At 56.6% G+C, this 18,546-nt stretch carries 17 protein-coding genes and 1 tRNA gene; 9 read left to right on the top strand and 9 right to left on the bottom strand.

Annotation, left to right across the window (positions count from 1 at the left end):
* The first annotated feature begins 7 nt into the window (after positions 1–7).
* On the top strand, positions 8–625 hold the full coding sequence (gene ureG, locus INF68_RS07415) for an urease accessory protein UreG (protein WP_014071813.1): 618 nt from the start codon (positions 8–10) through the stop codon (positions 623–625).
* Between the two features lie 44 nt (positions 626–669).
* Here the strand turns inward: ureG and tsaD are convergent, their stop codons facing one another.
* Entirely contained in the window at positions 670–1,683 is a 1,014-nt protein-coding gene (tsaD, locus tag INF68_RS07420; protein ID WP_032650276.1) for a tRNA (adenosine(37)-N6)-threonylcarbamoyltransferase complex transferase subunit TsaD, read from the bottom strand.
* A 236-nt stretch (positions 1,684–1,919) separates the two neighbouring features.
* Between tsaD and rpsU the strand changes: the two genes are divergently transcribed.
* The 3 genes from rpsU to rpoD all read left to right on the top strand — a co-directional run bounded on the left by rpsU (position 1,920) and on the right by rpoD (position 5,997).
* Positions 1,920–2,135, top strand: coding sequence for a 30S ribosomal protein S21 (gene rpsU, locus INF68_RS07425; RefSeq protein WP_001144069.1), 216 nt, complete (start codon positions 1,920–1,922; stop codon positions 2,133–2,135).
* A 115-nt stretch (positions 2,136–2,250) separates the two neighbouring features.
* A complete protein-coding gene (gene dnaG, locus INF68_RS07430; protein ID WP_109845792.1) occupies positions 2,251–3,996 on the top strand; it encodes a DNA primase in 1,746 nt (581 codons plus the stop codon).
* A gap of 153 nt (positions 3,997–4,149) precedes the next feature.
* Positions 4,150–5,997, top strand: a complete 1,848-nt coding sequence (gene rpoD, locus INF68_RS07435; protein WP_032642138.1) for an RNA polymerase sigma factor RpoD — start codon at positions 4,150–4,152, stop codon at positions 5,995–5,997.
* A 96-nt stretch (positions 5,998–6,093) separates the two neighbouring features.
* On the opposite strand, the gene mug is transcribed toward rpoD, so the two are convergent.
* Positions 6,094–6,600, bottom strand: a complete 507-nt coding sequence (mug, locus tag INF68_RS07440) for a G/U mismatch-specific DNA glycosylase (protein WP_126785767.1) — start codon at positions 6,598–6,600, stop codon at positions 6,094–6,096.
* 125 nt (positions 6,601–6,725) lie between these two features.
* Between mug and INF68_RS07445 the strand changes: the two genes are divergently transcribed.
* Both INF68_RS07445 and INF68_RS07450 read left to right on the top strand, forming a co-directional pair.
* Positions 6,726–6,801: transfer RNA gene (locus tag INF68_RS07445), tRNA-Ile, on the top strand.
* A gap of 322 nt (positions 6,802–7,123) precedes the next feature.
* Positions 7,124–8,293, top strand: coding sequence for a DNA repair protein (locus tag INF68_RS07450; RefSeq protein ID WP_126785761.1), 1,170 nt, complete (start codon positions 7,124–7,126; stop codon positions 8,291–8,293).
* On the opposite strand, the gene INF68_RS07455 is transcribed toward INF68_RS07450, so the two are convergent.
* Positions 8,294–9,058 (bottom strand): siderophore-interacting protein, encoded by a 765-nt coding sequence (locus INF68_RS07455; protein WP_109845794.1) that lies wholly within the window; start codon positions 9,056–9,058, stop codon positions 8,294–8,296.
* A 146-nt stretch (positions 9,059–9,204) separates the two neighbouring features.
* Here INF68_RS07455 and INF68_RS07460 point away from each other — a divergent pair, with 146 nt between their 5' ends.
* Positions 9,205–9,699 (top strand): PadR family transcriptional regulator, encoded by a 495-nt coding sequence (locus INF68_RS07460; RefSeq protein WP_109845795.1) that lies wholly within the window; start codon positions 9,205–9,207, stop codon positions 9,697–9,699.
* On the opposite strand, the gene INF68_RS07465 is transcribed toward INF68_RS07460, so the two are convergent.
* Positions 9,696–11,255 (bottom strand): methyl-accepting chemotaxis protein, encoded by a 1,560-nt coding sequence (locus INF68_RS07465; protein WP_126785760.1) that lies wholly within the window; start codon positions 11,253–11,255, stop codon positions 9,696–9,698. The genes INF68_RS07460 and INF68_RS07465 overlap by 4 nt on opposite strands.
* A 336-nt stretch (positions 11,256–11,591) precedes the next feature.
* A complete protein-coding gene (locus INF68_RS07470) occupies positions 11,592–13,112 on the bottom strand; it encodes a PAS domain-containing methyl-accepting chemotaxis protein (protein WP_126785759.1) in 1,521 nt (506 codons plus the stop codon).
* 435 nt (positions 13,113–13,547) lie between these two features.
* On the opposite strand from INF68_RS07470, the gene ygjG reads away from it, so the two are divergent.
* Positions 13,548–14,927, top strand: a complete 1,380-nt coding sequence (ygjG, locus tag INF68_RS07475) for a putrescine aminotransferase (protein WP_185874175.1) — start codon at positions 13,548–13,550, stop codon at positions 14,925–14,927.
* A 38-nt stretch (positions 14,928–14,965) separates the two neighbouring features.
* On the opposite strand, the gene INF68_RS07480 is transcribed toward ygjG, so the two are convergent.
* Positions 14,966–15,568 (bottom strand): helix-turn-helix domain-containing protein, encoded by a 603-nt coding sequence (locus INF68_RS07480; RefSeq protein ID WP_126785757.1) that lies wholly within the window; start codon positions 15,566–15,568, stop codon positions 14,966–14,968.
* A gap of 42 nt (positions 15,569–15,610) precedes the next feature.
* Here INF68_RS07480 and INF68_RS07485 point away from each other — a divergent pair, with 42 nt between their 5' ends.
* Positions 15,611–16,300 (top strand): B3/4 domain-containing protein, encoded by a 690-nt coding sequence (locus INF68_RS07485; protein ID WP_126785756.1) that lies wholly within the window; start codon positions 15,611–15,613, stop codon positions 16,298–16,300.
* A 54-nt stretch (positions 16,301–16,354) separates the two neighbouring features.
* Here the strand turns inward: INF68_RS07485 and lsrG are convergent, their stop codons facing one another.
* From lsrG to lsrB, 3 genes are read right to left on the bottom strand one after another with little or no spacing between them, the layout of a single operon-like run.
* A complete protein-coding gene (gene lsrG, locus INF68_RS07490; RefSeq protein WP_003862606.1) occupies positions 16,355–16,648 on the bottom strand; it encodes a (4S)-4-hydroxy-5-phosphonooxypentane-2,3-dione isomerase in 294 nt (97 codons plus the stop codon).
* Positions 16,645–17,532 carry a 3-hydroxy-5-phosphonooxypentane-2,4-dione thiolase gene (gene lsrF, locus INF68_RS07495; RefSeq protein WP_126785755.1) on the bottom strand — a complete coding sequence of 296 codons (888 nt, stop codon included), beginning with the start codon at positions 17,530–17,532 and terminating at the stop codon, positions 16,645–16,647. The genes lsrG and lsrF overlap by 4 nt, the downstream gene beginning before the upstream one ends.
* Positions 17,533–17,543: 11 nt before the next feature.
* Positions 17,544–18,545 (bottom strand): autoinducer 2 ABC transporter substrate-binding protein LsrB, encoded by a 1,002-nt coding sequence (gene lsrB, locus INF68_RS07500; protein ID WP_126785754.1) that lies wholly within the window; start codon positions 18,543–18,545, stop codon positions 17,544–17,546.
* Position 18,546 lies beyond the last annotated feature (1 nt).

Below are 18,546 nucleotides of genomic sequence, written 5' to 3' on the forward strand. Positions count from 1 at the left end.
AGTCAACATGGCTGATTACAAACATCCCCTGCGCGTGGGCGTAGGCGGCCCGGTAGGGTCGGGCAAAACCGCGCTGCTGGAAGCGCTCTGCAAGGCGATGCGCGACACCTACCATCTTGCGGTGGTGACCAACGATATCTACACCAAAGAGGATCAGCGCATACTGACCGAGGCAGGCGCGCTGGAGCCGGAGCGCATCGTGGGCGTGGAGACGGGCGGCTGCCCGCATACCGCCATTCGTGAAGATGCGTCGATGAACCTGGCGGCGGTGGAGGCGTTAAGCGAGAAGTTCGGCAATCTGGATCTGATCTTCGTTGAAAGCGGCGGAGACAACCTGAGCGCAACGTTCAGCCCGGAGCTGGCGGATCTGACCATTTACGTGATCGACGTGGCCGAAGGGGAAAAAATCCCGCGTAAAGGCGGGCCGGGGATCACCAAATCCGATTTTCTGGTGATCAACAAAACCGATCTCGCGCCGTACGTCGGCGCGTCGCTGGAGGTGATGGAGCGCGACACTAACCGCATGCGCGGCGAGCGTCCCTGGACCTTTACCAACCTGAAGGCGGGTGACGGGTTAGCGACGATTATTGCGTTTCTGGAAGAGAAAGGGATGCTGCGGGTGTAGGGCCATAATACCCTCTCCCTGTGGGAGAGGGTTAGGGTGAGGGATTACGCCTCCGGCAGTTCCGCCAGCGGCCAGCGCGGACGCACGGACACGCTGAGGTCGGACGTTGCACCCGCGTTCAGGCGCACCATTCCCGCGTAAGCGATCATCGCGCCGTTGTCGGTGCAGAATTCCGGACGAGCATAGAACACTTCCCCGCGACGCTTTTGCATCATCTCGGCGAGCTTCGCGCGCAGCGTGCGGTTAGCGCTGACGCCACCCGCCATCACCAGACGCTTAAAGCCGGTCTGATCCAGCGCGCGCTTACACTTGATCATCAGGGTGTCCACCACCGCATCTTCAAATGCGCGCGCAATATCCGCGCGGGTCTGCTCGCTGTCATCGTTATTACGGATCGTATTCGCCGCGAAGGTTTTCAGCCCGGAGAAGCTGAAATCCAACCCTGGACGGTCGGTCATCGGACGCGGGAAGACAAAGCGCCCTTCCGTTCCCTGCGACGCCATTTTTGACAGCATCGGGCCGCCAGGATAATCCAGCCCCAGCAGCTTGGCGGTTTTGTCGAATGCTTCACCGGCGGCGTCATCGATCGATTCGCCCAGCAGCTCATACTTGCCAATGCCCGTTACGCTAATCAGCTGCGTATGGCCGCCGGAGACCAGCAGCGCCACAAACGGGAATTCAGGCGGATTCTCTTCCAGCATCGGCGCCAGAAGGTGCCCTTCCATATGGTGAACCGGGATCGCCGGCACATCCCACGCGAACGCCAGTGAACGGCCAACCGTTGCGCCAACCAGCAGCGCGCCGACCAGACCAGGGCCTGCGGTGTACGCCACTGCATCAATCTCTTTTGCCGTTAATCCCGCTTCTTTCAGCGCCGCCTGAATCAGGGGAACCGTTTTACGCACGTGGTCACGAGAGGCCAGTTCAGGTACGACACCGCCGTAGTCAGCGTGCAATTTCACCTGACTATACAGCTGGTTGGCCAGAAGCCCTTTTTCGTCGTCGTAAATGGCGATGCCGGTTTCATCGCAGGATGTTTCAATACCCAGTACACGCATGACTTGTTTTACCTCGTTTCAATACCGCGCAGTGTAGAGCCTGGGCGGGTTGATGTAAAACTTTGTTCGCCCCAGGAAGAAGGCTCGTGTATACTCCTCACCCTTATTAAAGTCCCTTTCAAAATCGCATCGGTGCTTTACAAAGCAGCAGCATTTGCAGTAAAATTCCGCACCATTTTGAAATAAGCTGGCGTTGATGCCAGCGGCAAACCGAATTTATTAAAGGTGAGAGTTACATGCCGGTAATTAAAGTACGTGAAAACGAGCCGTTCGACGTAGCACTGCGTCGCTTCAAACGTTCATGCGAGAAAGCAGGTGTTCTGGCTGAAGTTCGTCGTCGTGAGTTTTATGAAAAACCAACGACCGAACGTAAGCGCGCTAAAGCTTCCGCTGTGAAACGTCACGCGAAGAAACTGGCTCGCGAAAACGCACGCCGTACTCGTCTGTACTAATTGGTTGAGGGCCTCAGCCCTCAATTGACAGACAGAGTAATAGTCGTAAGGCCGTGCTTCCGGAAGGAATGCGCGGCTTGTTTTCGTTTATAAGTCGCTTAAAATTTTGGGGCATATGGCCGGAAGAATCCCACGCGTTTTCATCAATGACCTGCTTGCCAGAACCGACATCGTCGATCTCATCGACGCGCGGGTAAAGCTAAAAAAGCAGGGCAAGAACTACCATGCGTGCTGTCCGTTCCATAACGAAAAAACCCCCTCCTTCACCGTAAACGGTGAAAAGCAGTTCTACCATTGCTTCGGCTGTGGCGCACACGGTAATGCCGTCGATTTTTTAATGAACTACGACAAGCTCGAGTTCGTTGAAACCGTCGAAGAGCTGGCGGCGATGCATAACCTTGAAGTGCCGTATGAAGCAGGCAGTGGGCCAAGTCAGATCGAGCGCCATCAACGGCAAACGCTGTATCAACTGATGGATGGCCTGAATTCGTTTTACCAACAGTCTCTTAAGCAATCTGCGGCTGAGCCTGCGCGTCAGTATCTGAACAAGCGCGGCCTGAGCAACGATGTTATTGCGCGTTTCGCTATTGGTTACGCCCCGCCCGGCTGGGACAACGTGTTAAAGCGTTTTGGCGGCAATAGCGAAGATCGTAAGTCTCTCATCGATGCAGGCATGCTGGTCACTAACGACCAGGGACGAAGCTACGACCGCTTCCGCGAACGGGTGATGTTCCCGATCCGCGACAAGCGTGGCCGGGTAATAGGTTTTGGTGGTCGCGTGCTGGGTGATGCCCTGCCGAAATACCTCAACTCCCCGGAAACCGATATTTTCCATAAGGGCCGCCAGCTGTACGGTCTTTATGAGGCGCAGCAGGATAATGCGGAACCTCCGCGTCTTCTGGTCGTCGAAGGCTATATGGACGTCGTGGCGCTGGCGCAGTACGACATCAACTACGCGGTTGCGTCGTTAGGGACGTCCACCACCGCCGATCATATTCAACTGCTGTTCCGGGTGACCAACAACGTCATCTGCTGTTACGACGGTGACCGCGCAGGGCGCGACGCCGCCTGGCGCGCGCTGGAAACCGCGTTGCCGTATATGACCGACGGGCGTCAGCTACGCTTTATGTTTCTGCCCGACGGCGAAGACCCAGATACGCTGGTGCGTAAAGAGGGCAAAGCGGCGTTTGAAGCGCGGATGGAGCAGGCTCAGCCGCTCTCTACGTTTTTGTTTAACAGCCTGATGCCGCAGGTCGATTTGAGTACCCCTGACGGGCGCGCGCAGCTCAGTACGCTGGCGCTGCCGTTAATCAGCCAGGTGCCCGGCGAAACGCTGCGCATCTATCTGCGTCAGGAGTTAGGCAACAAGCTCGGCATTCTGGATGACAGCCAGCTTGAACGTTTAATGCCAAAACAGGCTGAAAACGGTGCGGTTCGGCCCGCGCCTCAGCTAAAACGCACAACCATGCGTATACTGATAGGGTTGCTGGTCCAAAACCCCGAGCTTGCGCCGCAGGTGCCGTCGCTGGCGGGTTTAAACCACGAAAAATTGCCCGGACTTGGCTTATTTTCAGAACTGGTCAACACGTGTTTGTCTCAGCCAGGTCTGACCACCGGACAACTTTTAGAACATTATCGCGGCACAAAAGAGGCCGCTACCCTTGAAAAATTGTCGATGTGGGACGATATAGCAGATAAGGACATCGCAGAAAAAACGTTCACCGACTCACTCAACCATATGTTTGATTCGATGCTTGAGCTGCGCCAGGAAGAGTTGATAGCTCGCGAGCGCACACACGGTTTAAGCAGCGAAGAACGCCGGGAGCTCTGGATGATTAACCAGGAACTGGCGAAGAAATAAAAAATTTAACGGCTTAAGTGCCGAATATCGATCGGGAAGCCCCCGGCAGCCGCACTGAGAGGCAGCGGCAAAAATATAAGTACGCCCTCGCTTTAAAGGTTGGCAGCCCCATCGCCGACACCAATCAAACGAATTAAGTGTGGATACCGTCTTATGGAGCAAAACCCGCAGTCACAGCTGAAACTTCTTGTCCAACGTGGTAAGGAGCAAGGCTATCTGACCTATGCCGAGGTCAATGACCATCTGCCGGAAGATATCGTCGATTCAGATCAAATCGAAGATATCATCCAAATGATCAATGACATGGGCATTCAGGTGATGGAAGAAGCACCGGATGCCGATGATCTGTTGCTGGCTGAAACCTCCAACAACACTGACGAAGATGCGGAAGAAGCTGCTGCACAGGTACTGTCCAGCGTGGAATCTGAAATCGGGCGTACCACTGACCCGGTCCGCATGTACATGCGCGAAATGGGTACCGTTGAACTGTTGACCCGCGAAGGCGAAATTGACATCGCAAAACGCATCGAAGACGGGATCAACCAGGTTCAGTGCTCTGTTGCCGAGTACCCGGAAGCGATCACCTATCTGCTGGAGCAGTACGATCGCGTTGAAGCGGAAGAAGCGCGCCTGTCCGACCTGATCACCGGTTTTGTCGACCCGAACGCTGAAGAAGATATGGCGCCTACCGCCACTCACGTCGGTTCTGAACTGTCTCAGGAAGAGATGGATGATGACGAAGACGAAGATGAGGAAGAGAGCGACGACGACACCGCGGACGATGACAACAGCATCGACCCGGAGCTGGCGCGTGAGAAGTTTGCCGAGCTGCGTACCCAGTACGAAGTGACGCGCGACACCATCAAAGCGAAAGGCCGCAGCCATGCCGCCGCTCAGGAAGAGATTCTCAAGCTGTCTGAGGTATTCAAACAGTTCCGCCTGGTGCCAAAACAGTTCGACTACCTGGTAAACAGCATGCGCGTGATGATGGATCGCGTACGTACCCAGGAACGCATCATCATGAAGCTGTGCGTTGAGCAATGCAAAATGCCGAAGAAGAACTTCATCACCCTCTTCACCGGCAACGAAACCAGCGAAACCTGGTTCAACGCGGCTATCGCGATGAACAAGCCGTGGTCTGAAAAACTGCACGACGTGAAGGACGATGTGCATCGCGGTCTGCAGAAGCTGCAGCAGATTGAAGAAGAGACCGGCCTGACCATCGAGCAGGTTAAAGACATCAACCGTCGTATGTCCATCGGTGAAGCGAAAGCCCGCCGCGCGAAGAAAGAGATGGTTGAAGCGAACTTGCGTCTGGTTATCTCTATCGCCAAGAAATACACCAACCGCGGTCTGCAGTTCCTGGATCTGATTCAGGAAGGCAACATCGGTCTGATGAAAGCGGTAGATAAGTTTGAATACCGTCGTGGTTACAAGTTCTCCACCTACGCAACCTGGTGGATCCGTCAGGCTATCACCCGCTCTATCGCGGATCAGGCGCGCACCATCCGTATTCCGGTGCATATGATTGAGACCATCAACAAGCTCAACCGTATCTCCCGCCAGATGCTGCAGGAGATGGGCCGCGAGCCGACGCCGGAAGAGCTGGCCGAGCGCATGCTGATGCCGGAAGACAAGATCCGTAAAGTGCTGAAGATTGCCAAAGAGCCAATCTCCATGGAAACACCAATCGGTGATGATGAAGATTCGCATCTGGGTGATTTCATCGAGGATACCACCCTCGAGCTGCCGCTGGACTCTGCCACCACCGAGAGCCTGCGCGCTGCGACGCACGACGTTCTGGCCGGCCTGACCGCTCGTGAAGCGAAAGTCCTGCGTATGCGTTTCGGTATTGATATGAACACCGACCACACGCTGGAAGAAGTGGGTAAACAGTTCGACGTTACCCGCGAACGTATCCGTCAGATCGAAGCGAAGGCGCTGCGCAAGCTGCGTCATCCAAGCCGCTCTGAAGTACTGCGTAGCTTCCTGGACGATTAATCGATCCTGACAGTGAAAAAGCTCCCAATCGGGAGCTTTTTTTTGTTTATTTTCTCTCCCTGTGGGAGAGGGTGAGGGCATCAGGCCGCAGAGGCCCTAAAGCCCCCGCACCATCAGCGCCTCATCCAGCTCCCGATACGCCTCTACCAGCTTATCCAGCGTCGCCCTGTTGAGCCCGCTCGGGTTCGGCAGCACCCACACCTGCGTCACGCCGATAGTGATGCTCTGCTTACCCCACTTAGCCCCGCGCTGGCTGAACGCCTGCTCGTAGGCCTGCTTGCCGAGGATCGCCAGCGCGGCCGGCTGATAATCCTCTATCTTCTTGATCAGCTCCCGTCCGCCGCTGCGCAGCTCATGCAGGTTGACCTCGCTCGCCTGTACCGTAGGCCGCTCGACCAGCATGGTGATCCCGCAGCGCGTGTCCAGCAGATGCTGTTCCTCTTCCGGCTTGAGTAATCTGCCAGTGAACCCGGCCTGGTAGATCACCTTCCAGAAGCGATTGCCCGGATGGGCAAAGTGAAAACCGGTGTGCGCCGAGGACTTGCCCGGGTTGATTCCGCAGAACACCACCCGCAGGCCTGGGGCCAGAATATCGTTGATCATCTTTACTCCCGCTCGATACATCGTCAGGGAAGTATAAAGGATTGATTATGCGTTGTTTATAAAAACAGCAGGCAGGTGTGAATGGCTGGATTGCTGCGGGGAGTTACTTTATAATTCACCGCCACGGCCCCTTAGCTCAGTGGTTAGAGCAGGCGACTCATAATCGCTTGGTCGCTGGTTCAAGTCCAGCAGGGGCCACCAAATTTTAGTTTTAGAATCATAAGATTAAACCACTCGATTGAGTGGCTTTTTTTGTTGGGCGAATGATGGATGCCCCCTTGTTGTCCCCTGACTTTTCCCCAGGCATTCGCCAGGCTGTATCCCGCCTCTGATTTTTGTTGCACCCTATGCGAGCACATTCGGAATCAATCACACGTAGCCCGGCCTGCCGCTCACCCTCACAAACCCTAAAAACTAAAGAAATCCCCCATCGCGCCGATCATCATCCGTGTGTATTATTTCCTGTAGCTTTTACAACAACTAACCTTAACTCAAATACTTAAGCGCCAAAGCGAAAGGCATCATGAGCACACCGATCAAACGGCTAGAAATCATTAAAAATGCCATTGAACTGGAAGATGACGACATCATCCAGAGCCAGCTGACACGGCTGAAAAATGAAGCGTTTGACGATGAGCTACAGGCAATCGTCGTGGCGCTTGAGGAGAAGAACTACACCTCTGCGATGGCGGCCATTACCGCCTGGCTGCAGGGTCAGCGCGCCGTGACCCAGTGGCGCGATCCGCAGGTGGCCGCCAGCAAGCTGGAGCTGAAGGCGCTGGAAGAACGTCTGCGCGATCTGATTGACCGCCGCAACGCCCGGGTGCAGCAGCTTGATGAGTTCAACGATCTCTATTTCTCTCGACTCGGACCGCTGATGCAGCAGATCCTCGCCCTGCGTAAAACGCTGGCCGAGCTGAACCTGCGCCGTCAGCAGGCGGAAGCGCGTCGCCGTGAGGAAGATTACCGTCGCTGCCAGCGCTATATGGCGCAGGCGGTAGAGGTGCTGGCGACGCTCACCCAGCGCTGGCGCGATCTCCCGGCCGACTCCGTGCAGGCCGCTGAAGCGCGTAAACAACTGGAGCAACAAAGCAATCTGATTGCCAACCTGCTGGCCGAAGCGCTGGAGCTGGAGAGCGGCTTAACGCGCGAAGAGGAGCCTGCGCGTCAGGCGCGAGACGACGCTAACGAAGAGTACGAAAAATATCGCGAGCAGCATCACGATGCCGAAGTGCGGCTGCGCAAGGGTAAGGATCTTTCGGAAGAGGATCGGAACGAGCTGAAGCGCCTCTGGCGGCAGGCGAGCAAGCTCTGCCATCCGGATCTGGTGGCGGACGATCTGAAAGAGGAAGCTAACGCGATGATGGTTCAGCTCAACCAGGCGAAGCAGCGTGGCGACGTTAAAACCATTCGCTCACTGGTGGCCCGCCTGCAGCAGGGCTTTGAGCCATTGATGGCAAGCGACAGGCTGAACGATCTGGAACGTATCCGCAAAAAAATGGCGCAGGTTCGCGAGCAGATAGACATTTTAGTGAACGAGCTGGCGGAGCTTGAGAAAGAGGAGTCCTGGCTTCTGGTCTCGTCGCTGAACAATATGGAAGCGTACTTCGCTCAGCAGGAGAAAGCCCTGCATGAGGTCCGCGCCTCGCTCGAACATCAGGTGAGCGAAGCGCAGCTGGATTCCGCCGCCTGATTATTTGGCGTGCCAGTATGCGCTGGCACGCACCAGCTGCTGGTCAATCGCATCGGTTTCAAACTGACGACTCAGCGTCTTCACTGCCTTCCCTTCCCCGGTCAGCCAGATGAAGTAATCTTCACCAGGAACGGTCAGCGCCGCCAGATGGTCCGCTACCGCCTGCTCGCTGTGGCCCACCACCCAGGTGATGTTGAATTCGCTCAGGTGCGCCAGATAGTCCTTATAAGAGTCGTCCCCAACCGTCACAACCGCATGAATTTCCGGGCGAACCGGCAGTTTAGCAATGCTCTCTAAGCGTCGGCGCAGCGCGGGCATGCCTGACTCATCGCACACGTACAGCTGCCAGGCGTAATCCTCCGGCACCACCAGCGAACCGCGCGGGCCGCCGATCGTCAGCCTGTCTCCCGCTTTCGCCTCAACCGCCCAGCGGCTGGCAACGCCGCCGTCATGAACGAAGAAATCGAGCACCAGCTCATGGTTTGCCTCGTCGTACAGCGGCGTGTAGTCGCGCGTCTGAGGACGTACGCCGTCACCCCAGTCAATGCCTTCATCGGTGACCACCGGCGGCACAAACACCGCGCCAGGGGCAGGGAAAAAGACTTTGGTATGGTCGTCGAAACCGCGGGAGCTAAAGCCCTGCAGCTGCTCGCCGCCTAAAACAATGCGCTGGAAACCCGCGCTGGGGCGCTCTACGCGGAGCACCGTCAGCTCGCGAAAGCGCAGGTCATTACGAACACGCTGTGGGTAACGGGTAGATGCCATTTTTAGCCCCTTCTCTGGTGAATACGATATATCTAAATCATTTTCAAATGATAATGATTACTAATAAGCAAAAATGCAAGATCTTTTAGATTGCATCTGAATATATCTTAGATATAGTTTAGATATATCAAATTGAGAGAACTACTATGCGACACGAACACGACAGCGGCGGGCGCCGACCGCGATTTTTCGGCCACGGTGATTTGCGGCTGGTGATTCTGGATATCCTGACCCGCAGCGCGAGCCACGGCTACGAGCTGATCAAAGAGATCGAGAATCTGACCCAGGGGAATTACACCCCGAGCCCAGGCGTGATCTACCCGACCCTGGATTATCTTCAGGATCAGACCTTTATCACCATTACGGAAGAAGAGAACGGTCGAAAGACGATTACGATTACCGCTGAAGGACAACGCTGGCTGGCCGAAAACCGGGAGCAGCTGGAACAGATCCAGGTGCGTATCAAAGCCCGTTCCGTCGGTTTTCAGCTGCGCAAAAACCCGCAGATGAAGCGGGCGCTGGATAACTTCAAAGCGGTGTTAGACCTGAAGGTGAATCAGGGAGAGCTTAGCGACGCGCAGCTCAAGCAGATTATCGGCGTTATTGACCGCGCGGCGCTAGAGATCTCCCAGCTGGACTAAGCCGGAGCGTACTCGCTCACGCGGAAGACGCGTACCAGCTCCTTCAGGTGCATCGCCTGTTCGTTAAGCGATGCTGCCGCCGCGACGGACTCCTCCACCAGCGCGGAGTTCTGCTGGGTGGTGGCATCAATCAGGCCAATCGCGCTGTTAATCTGCGAGATACCTTCCGTCTGCTCGTGGCTGGCCTGGCGGATTTCGCGCAGGATCGCGTCCATCTCTTCCACGTTACCGACCATCCCATTAATCAACGCACTCGCTTTTTCAACCAGGTTCATCCCGTCCTGAGTCTGGCTGGTGGAGCTCTCAATCAGCTCGCGGATTTCGCTGGCAGATGACGCACTCTTCTGGGCAAGCTGGCGAACTTCACCCGCCACCACCGCAAAGCCGCGACCGTGCTCGCCGGCGCGCGCCGCTTCCACCGCCGCGTTCAGCGCCAGAATGTTGGTCTGGAACGCAATGGCGTCGATCAGGTCGATAATGTCGGACATCCGGTTCGACGTCTCGTTAATCAGGCGCATTTTGCTGGTCACCTGCTTCATCATCTCGCCGTTGTTTTTAACCACCGTGGCGGCATCGGCCGAAAGGTTGGTCGCTTCCCCGGTATGCGAGGCGGTATTTTTCACCGTCGCGGTGATCTGCTCCATCGAGGCGGCGGTCTGTTCTACAGAACTTGCCTGCTCTTCCGTGCGCGCGGCCAGATCCTGGTTCCCGGCGACAATCTGCGCGGCTGCGCTGGAGATATTCTCCGAGCCGGTTTGCACCTGCTGCACGATGTCCAGCAGTCGCGTTTTCATCTCCATCAGCGCATGCAGCAGCAGACCCGTTTCGTCTTTGCCGTGTGGCGTGATGCTGCCCGTGAGATCGCCCTCAGAAATGGCTTTTGCAAAATGTACCGCCTCGCCGAGCGGACGAGTGATAGCGCGCACGATAAACCAGCCAATCAGGCTGCCTGCCGCAATGCTAAAGAGCGTGAGCAGGATCAGCAGCAGTCGGTTAGACCTGAAGTCCCCTTCCACCTGCGCGCCGGCACTCTGCATCTCGCTGTTTTGAATGGTAATTAGCTCCTTCACCTTCGCTTTATAAGCCTGCTGCACGGCGAGGGTGGTGGTCATCATCTCCTGAATAGCGCCCGCACGATTGTTGTTCTGCACCGCCTGCAAAATGCGGTAGCGCGAGTCCAGATACTGCTGGCGCACGCTGCGGATCTCCGCCAGCACCTGCTGAGACTTTTGATCCTGCAGCGCGTTGTTCAGCTCGCCCAGGATCACCGTGATGTGCTCGCTGATCTCTTTCAGGCGCTGCTGAGATTGCCCCGTATAGGTGCCCTGCTCGTCCAGCAGCATCAGCTGTTGAGTGCTAATAAATTCCTGGAAGTTATCGATTAACTGGTTCGCTTTTACCGTGGTCGGATAATCGCTGGTAATAATCGATTGCATCCCGTTATTAGCCCGGTTCAGGCTTATCAGAGACAGGCTTGCGCTGAGCGCCATCAGGACAATAAAGAACCCAAACGCCAGAAATAATTTCGTGCCGATCTTTACGTCATGTAAGAACATATTTTCTCCATCGATGTGATTATTTCTCAGACGATCGCTGTTATCGGTAACGATTTCGCTAACTTTATGAGTTTGATCGTTTTTTTATTTCATAACCGTCGCAATGGATAGGTAGAGGCTATTAATATTGCTCCATCGATCGTTACCAGACCACCGGAGGGGTATTTTTCAAAATAGCGTTCTGGATAACTGACTTAGGCAGGGATAAATAACTGAGGCACTTTCTTTAGTTATTTAATATTAAATTAACAATAAAATACATTAATAGTCACAACCAGAAAATAAAAAGCCGTTTATTCCTTACGAAATAAACGGCTTTTTTAGAACATTACTGACTCAATGAAGCACAGTTACCGCATCCTTAAGGCGCCCGGCGCGGTGCTTCACCATCGCAGAAATGTGGGCGCTCTCTTCGACCAGGTCGGCGTTTTTCTGCGTGATGCTGTCGAGTTCGGCCACCGCGCGGGTCAACTCTGACAGTCCGGTTGCCTGCTCGGAGGTCGCGTGGCTGATCTGGGCGATAAGCTGCGTCACGTTTTTCACCTGCTCGACAATATCATCCATTGTGCGGCCTGCGGCGTGAACCTGCTCAGAGCCGGACTGCACCTTGCTGGCGCTGGCATCAATGAGTTTACGAATATCATTGGCGGCACTGGCGCTGCGGCTGGCGAGATGGCGCACTTCGCCCGCGACCACGGCAAAACCTTTTCCCTGCTCTCCCGCCCTTGCCGCTTCAACCGCCGCGTTCAGCGCCAGAATATTGGTCTGGAAAGCGATATCGTTAATCAGGGAGGTAATCGAGCCAATTCGCTGCGTGCTGTCGGCAATGTCATCCATGGTTTTGACAACGGTCTGCATCGCGTTGCCCCCTTTCGTCGCCGCGCTGCTCGCGGCCACGGAGAGTTTATCCACCTCGGCGGCGGTTTCAGAGTTACTCTGAACGGAAGCGGCCATCTGGTTCATTGTCGCGACGGTCTGCTGCACGTTCGCCACGGTCTGACGCGTGCGATCGTTCAGGTCTTCATTTCCCTGTGCCAGCCTGTCGCTGCCGTCACGGACGCTCACCACCTGGCTCGACACGTCATTGATTAACCAGCGGCACATCAGGCCCAGCTGCCCTACAGCGCGCAGCGTCAGCCCCAGCTCGTCGCTGCGGTTCAGATGCTGCACGCTGTTGCGCTCACCGGTTGCGACCTTCAGGGCCTGTCGCGCCACATTCTCTACCGGGCGGACAATCTGCTGCTCAAACAGCAGTGTCCCCAGCAGCATGACCAGAGCGGCTGCGGCGAGCGGCATCCACCCGGCGGAGGTCGCGATCAGCGTGGCGGCGAGAACGGCAAAAAGCGCCGCCATCACGCTGCGCACGCGCCAGCGCAGCGGCATAGCCGGCAGTTTGCCCAGCCAGCCTTTTCCAACCACCAGCCCTTTATGAATACGTTTCTTACAGCGCCCGTCGTTCAGCGCCCGGTAGAGCGGCTCCACGGCGGCAATCTCATCCGCTGTAGCTTTGGTGCGAATGGACATATAGCCCGTCACCTGCCCGCGGCGCACCATCGGGACCGCATTCGCACGCACCCAGTAGTGGTCACCGTTTTTGCGCCGGTTTTTGACAATTCCGCTCCACGGCTCGCCCTGCTGCAGCGTGTACCACATATCGGCAAACGCGGCTTTTGGCATATCGGGGTGGCGCACCATATTGTGCGGCTGGCCCGTCAGCTCATCGAGCTGGTAGCCGCTCACCTGCACAAAGGTGTCGTTGGCGTGTGTGATGTAGCTGTGGACGTCTGTGGTAGACATTAAGGTGGTGTCATCGTCCAGAGGATATTCATTCTGGGTGACATAGGTTGGAGAGGACATCGTGGGCATCCCTTGCAGGTTATTTGAATGTTAATTTTGTGGGTCAATGTTTTTTCGGCGGTAAACAATTTATCTTTAGTTGTTAAACTTGATGAAGATCGCAAATTTCACTTAAACCATACTTTTTGTGCGATTTTATAATTCATTGATTTCAAATACTTTCGCAAAGAAATTACCTATAAAGCATGACCAGTTAATGCCCACTTAAGTTGCAGCCAATGCACTTCTTTAGTGCAGATGCGCTTTTCCGGCCTCATTTACCCTTTTTGTCCTGTACCGCTAAATCCCGTTTCGGTTGCTCCGGCATGATTAAATATTGTGCAACATTATTTTAACCTGGCGTTTATCCCGATTTTCGTTAAGTCATCTGAAGTGGCGTAATCCCTGCAATACTTAAACCAGTATCATGTGATACGCGATCCCCGGGAGCACATTTTGAACAGGTTACCTTCCAGCGCCTCGGCTCTTGCCTGTACCGCGCACGCACTGAATCTCATTGAGAAGCGAACGCTCGATCATGAGGAGATGAAACAACTTAACCGAGAGGTCATCGATTACTTTAAAGAGCACGTCAATCCAGGTTTTCTGGAGTATCGCAAATCTGTTACCGCCGGCGGGGATTACGGAGCCGTAGAGTGGCAAGCGGGGAGTCTTAACACGCTTGTCGACACCCAGGGACAGGAGTTTATCGATTGCCTTGGTGGTTTTGGTATCTTCAACGTGGGGCACCGTAATCCAGTTGTGGTTTCCGCCGTACAGAATCAACTTGCGAAACAACCTCTCCATAGCCAGGAACTGCTCGACCCGCTTCGCGCCATGCTCGCGAAAACGCTGGCGGCCTTAACGCCCGGCAAACTGAAGTACAGCTTCTTTAGCAACAGCGGCACGGAATCGGTCGAAGCGGCGATTAAACTCGCCAAAGCGTACCAGTCGCCGCGCGGGAAATTCACCTTTATCGCCACCAGCGGCGCGTTCCACGGTAAATCTCTGGGCGCACTGTCTGCTACCGCCAAGTCCACCTTCCGCAAACCGTTTATGCCGCTGCTGCCGGGCTTCCGCCACGTGCCGTTTGGCGACATTAACGCCATGCGCACCGTGCTGAGCGAATGCCGTAAAACCGGCGATGACGTGGCGGCGGTGATCCTGGAGCCGATTCAGGGTGAAGGCGGCGTGATCCTCCCTGCGCAGGGCTACCTGCCCGCCGTGCGTCAGCTGTGCGATGAGTTTGGCGCGCTGCTGATCCTCGACGAAGTCCAGACCGGGATGGGGCGCACCGGCAAGATGTTTGCCTGCGAGCACGAAAACGTTCAGCCGGACATCCTGTGCCTGGCGAAAGCGCTCGGCGGCGGCGTGATGCCGATTGGTGCGACGGTTGCGACTGAAGAGGTGTTCTCTGTGCTGTTCGACAACCCGTTCCTGCATACCACTACCTTTGGCGGTAACCCGCTGGCCTGTGCGGCCGCGCTGGCAACCATCAACGTGCTGCTGGAGCAAAACCTGCCCGCGCAGGCGGAGCAGAAAGGTGACATGCTGCTGGACGGCTTCCGTCAGCTAGGCCGGGAGTATCCGGACCTGGTGCAGGACGCGCGTGGGAAAGGGATGCTGATGGCGATTGAGTTTGTCGATAACGAAATCGGCTATAGCTTCGCGAGCGAGATGTTCCGCCAGCGGGTGCTGGTGGCCGGCACGCTCAACAACTCGAAAACCATCCGAATAGAACCGCCGCTGACGCTGACGATTGAGCAGTGCGAGCAGGTGCTGAAGGCGGCGCGTAAAGCGCTGGCAGCGCTGCGAATAAGTGTGGAAGAGGCGTAAAAAATCACCGGGCCTGCAGGCAGTTGCAGGCCCGGTTTTTAGCGGTGGAACTCCGCCACCGTCATGGTAAAGCGCAGAACGTTTTTTCCCTCATTGGCATACCCGTGCGCAGCTTCCGTTTTCGCCACCGCCGATGCGCCAGCGTCAACCTGGTTCACCGTCTCATCCACCGTCAGCGTTAAAACGCCTTCGTTCACGTGCAGCAGCTCAAAGGTTCCCGCCGGGTGCCCCGGAGAGGTAAAGCGCTCTCCCGGCTGCATCTCCCACTGCCATAGCTCAATCATATCCGGGCCTGCCGTTCCCGCCAGCAGTCTGGCGCGTCCACCCTGTGCGCCCTGCCACAGCACCGGAATCGCGGCCTCTTCGATAACGTGCACCAGCGGCTCGCTGGAGACGTTAACGATATCCGCCACGGAGATACCGAGCGCGGCGGCCAGCTTGCACAAGATGGCGATACTGGGGTTGGCTGCGCCCTTTTCGATCTCCACCAACATGCCTTTGCTAACGCTTGCCCGGCGGGACAGCTCGTCCAGAGACAGCTTTTTCTCTTTGCGCCAGTTGCGTATGCGGTTTGCCACGGCCAGGCTTACCTGGGCAACATCGGCACCCTTCGAAGTCATTATATTGACTTTATCAGTCATTGGTCACTACCATGGTATAAAACAGTCAATACAGGATTATTTATGTCTCTCGTTACGCCGTCAATAGATTCGCACCTTGCCGGGATTGCCCCGGGCTTTCGGGCGCTGAGCATTCTGGTTGAAGCTGCGCCGATAACCCACCCGGAGGTTGCGCCCGCCGCGCTGGCGCAGGCCTGTCAGCAGATGTTGAATGATGATATGCCATGGGCTGATGCACACCTTTCAGACTGGGATGAGGTATTTAAAGCCTTCGGCGCGAAACCGAAACGCACACCCTGTTCCGCTGCGGCCTTGCGCAAGCGGGTACTGAAAGACGGTTCGCTGCCGTCGCTGGATCCGGTCGTGGATATCTATAACGCGGTGAGTATTCGCTATGCCATTCCGGTGGGCGGGGAAAATCTCGCGGCGTATTCGGGTGCGCCGCGTCTGACGCTGGCCGACGGCAGCGAGCCGTTTGATACTTTCAAAGAGGGACAACCAGTGATGGAACATCCGGAACCGGGCGAGGTTATCTGGCGCGACGATCTCGGCGTCACCTGCCGCCGCTGGAACTGGCGCCAGGGGGTGCGTACCCGTCTGGACAGCCAGGCGCAATCCATGTGGTTTATTCTTGAAAGCCTGCCGTCGATGCCCCTTGCGGCACTGGAAGAGGCAGGAGAAGAGCTGGTCAACAACCTGCAGCGGCTGATGCCGGGAGCCAAGGCTCGGGTTCAGATGCTGGAGCTGGCCTGAAAAATGCCGGATGGCGCTGCGCTTACCCGGCCTACAAAACCTTTATAACGCCTGTTACTCCGGCAACAGCCCAACAAAACTGCGTTTCTTGCGCGGCTCCGACATCAGCTCCTCGAGCTTATCCACGCACGCCAGATAGTGCGGGGTTTGCTTGTGCGCCAGCACCGCCTCCTCGTCTTTATAGGCCTCGTAGATAAAGAACCGGGTTTTCACGCGCGGGTCCTGCAATACGTCAAAGCGCAGGTTTCCCGGCTCCTTGATTGCCCCCTCGTGGTTGGCGCGAAACACCTCCAGAAACTCGTCCACCCGCTCGGGCTTGATGTTGATCTCCACCAGCGTCACGTTCATTTTGCTTCTCCCTGTTTCTCTTCCTGCCAGAACTGGAACGCATCGCGAGCGTTCCAGTTCTCATGAACCACTTTTTTCACCGCCTTCAGCATGGCTAGCGGCGCGCTGGACTGGAAGATATTGCGCCCCATGTCCACGCCGGACGCGCCCTGGTCGATCGCCCGCCAGCACATCTCCAGCGCCTCGTGCTCCGGCAGCTTTTTGCCCCCGGCGATCACAATCGGCACCGGGCAGCTGGCGGTCACTTTTTCAAAGCCCTCGTCCACGTAGTAGGTTTTGACGAACTGCGCGCCCATTTCGGCGGCGATGCGGCTGGCCAGCGAGAAATAGCGCGCGTCCCGCGCCATCTCTTTACCGACGCCCGTCACCGCCAGCGTCGGCATGCCGTAGCGCGCGCCCGCATCGACAAGCTTGATGATGTTGTTGATCGACTGATGCTCAAACTCGCTGCCGATATACACCTGCGCCGCCACCGCGCAGACGTTCAGGCGCAGCGCGTCTTCCATCGCCACCGCCACGCACTCGTTCGACAGCTCGCCCAGAATCGAGTTACCGCCGGAGGCGCGCAGCACCACCGGTTTGTTCGTCGCGGCTGGCACCTGGCTCCTGAGGATGCCGCGGGTGCACATCAGCACGTCGGTTTCGCCAAACAGCGGCGCGATGGAGAGATCGATGCGCTCAAGGCCGGTGGTCGGCCCCTGAAAGTAGCCGTGGTCAAAGGCCAGCATCACCGTGCGATTGCTCTGCGGATTGAAGATGCGCGAAAGCCTGGACTGCATGCCCCAGTCCAGCGAGCCGCAGCCCTTCAGGGTGTAAGGCACATTCTTCTGCGGCGTGCCGATGCCAAAATCCTTGCCGTCTTTGATGTCGTCTAAATCAGCCATTTGCTCCCCCGTCAGAAATCGTATTTGCTGATGTTCTCTTTGGTGAACACCACCCGCTCCGGCAGCAGCACGATGCCGTTGCCCTTCGCCTCATACTGGTAGCCCTGCACGCTGTTCGGCTCGACCTTCAGCGCGCCGATGTCTTTTACGTCCACGCTGTCGCCGACGTTAAGATCGCCTTTTTTCAGCAGGCGATCGGCGACATTGACCGCAATTTTGCCCTGTTGTACGACATCCCACAGGCCGAATGCTTTTACCGTGCCGCGCTCAACGTACGGACGCATCACGTTCGGCGTGCTGAAGCCGACAATCGCCACCCCTTCGCGCTTCAGGTTTTCCGCCGCCTGCGCCGCGGCTGGCAGCGCGTTGGCGTCAGGGGCGATGATCGCATCCAGATCCGGATACGCTTTTAAGATCCCTTCGGCGGTTTGCAGAGATTTGGTGGCGTCGTTATAGCCAAACTGGGTGGTGACGACCTGCCACTGGGGGTGATCTTTCTCGATTTTGGCCTTCGCCTCTTTCACCCACTGGTTCTGGTCGGTGACGGTCGGGCTTGAGTAGAAGAACGCCACTTTAGCGTTCGGTTTGGTGACCTGCTTGCCCGCCATCTCCACCAGCAGGCCACCGAGCTGTTCCGGCGTCCCCTGGTTGATGTAGATGCTGCGGCACTCCGGTTTGGTGTCGGAATCCCAGGTCAGAACCTTGACGCCGCGCTGCATCGCGCGCTTGAGCGCCGGGCAGAGACCGTCCGGGGACACGGCGGAGACGATGATGGCGTTATAGCCCTGGTTGACGAAGTTATTGATGAGCTGCACCTGGCCGGAGACGCTCGGCTCGGTCGGGCCGTCGTAGGTCACGTCCACGCCGAGATCTTTCCCCGCCTCTTTCGCGCCGTTGCCGCCGCTGGTGAAGAACCCCACGCCCACCAGCTTCGGGATAAAGGCAATGCGGTCCGCCGCCTGCGCCGAGGCGAAGCTGAGGGCCATTGCCAGGACTATCAGTTTTGTTTTCATC

Source organism: Enterobacter cloacae complex sp. P16RS2 (assembly GCF_014982155.1).
GTDB lineage: Bacteria > Pseudomonadota > Gammaproteobacteria > Enterobacterales > Enterobacteriaceae > Enterobacter > Enterobacter cloacae_M.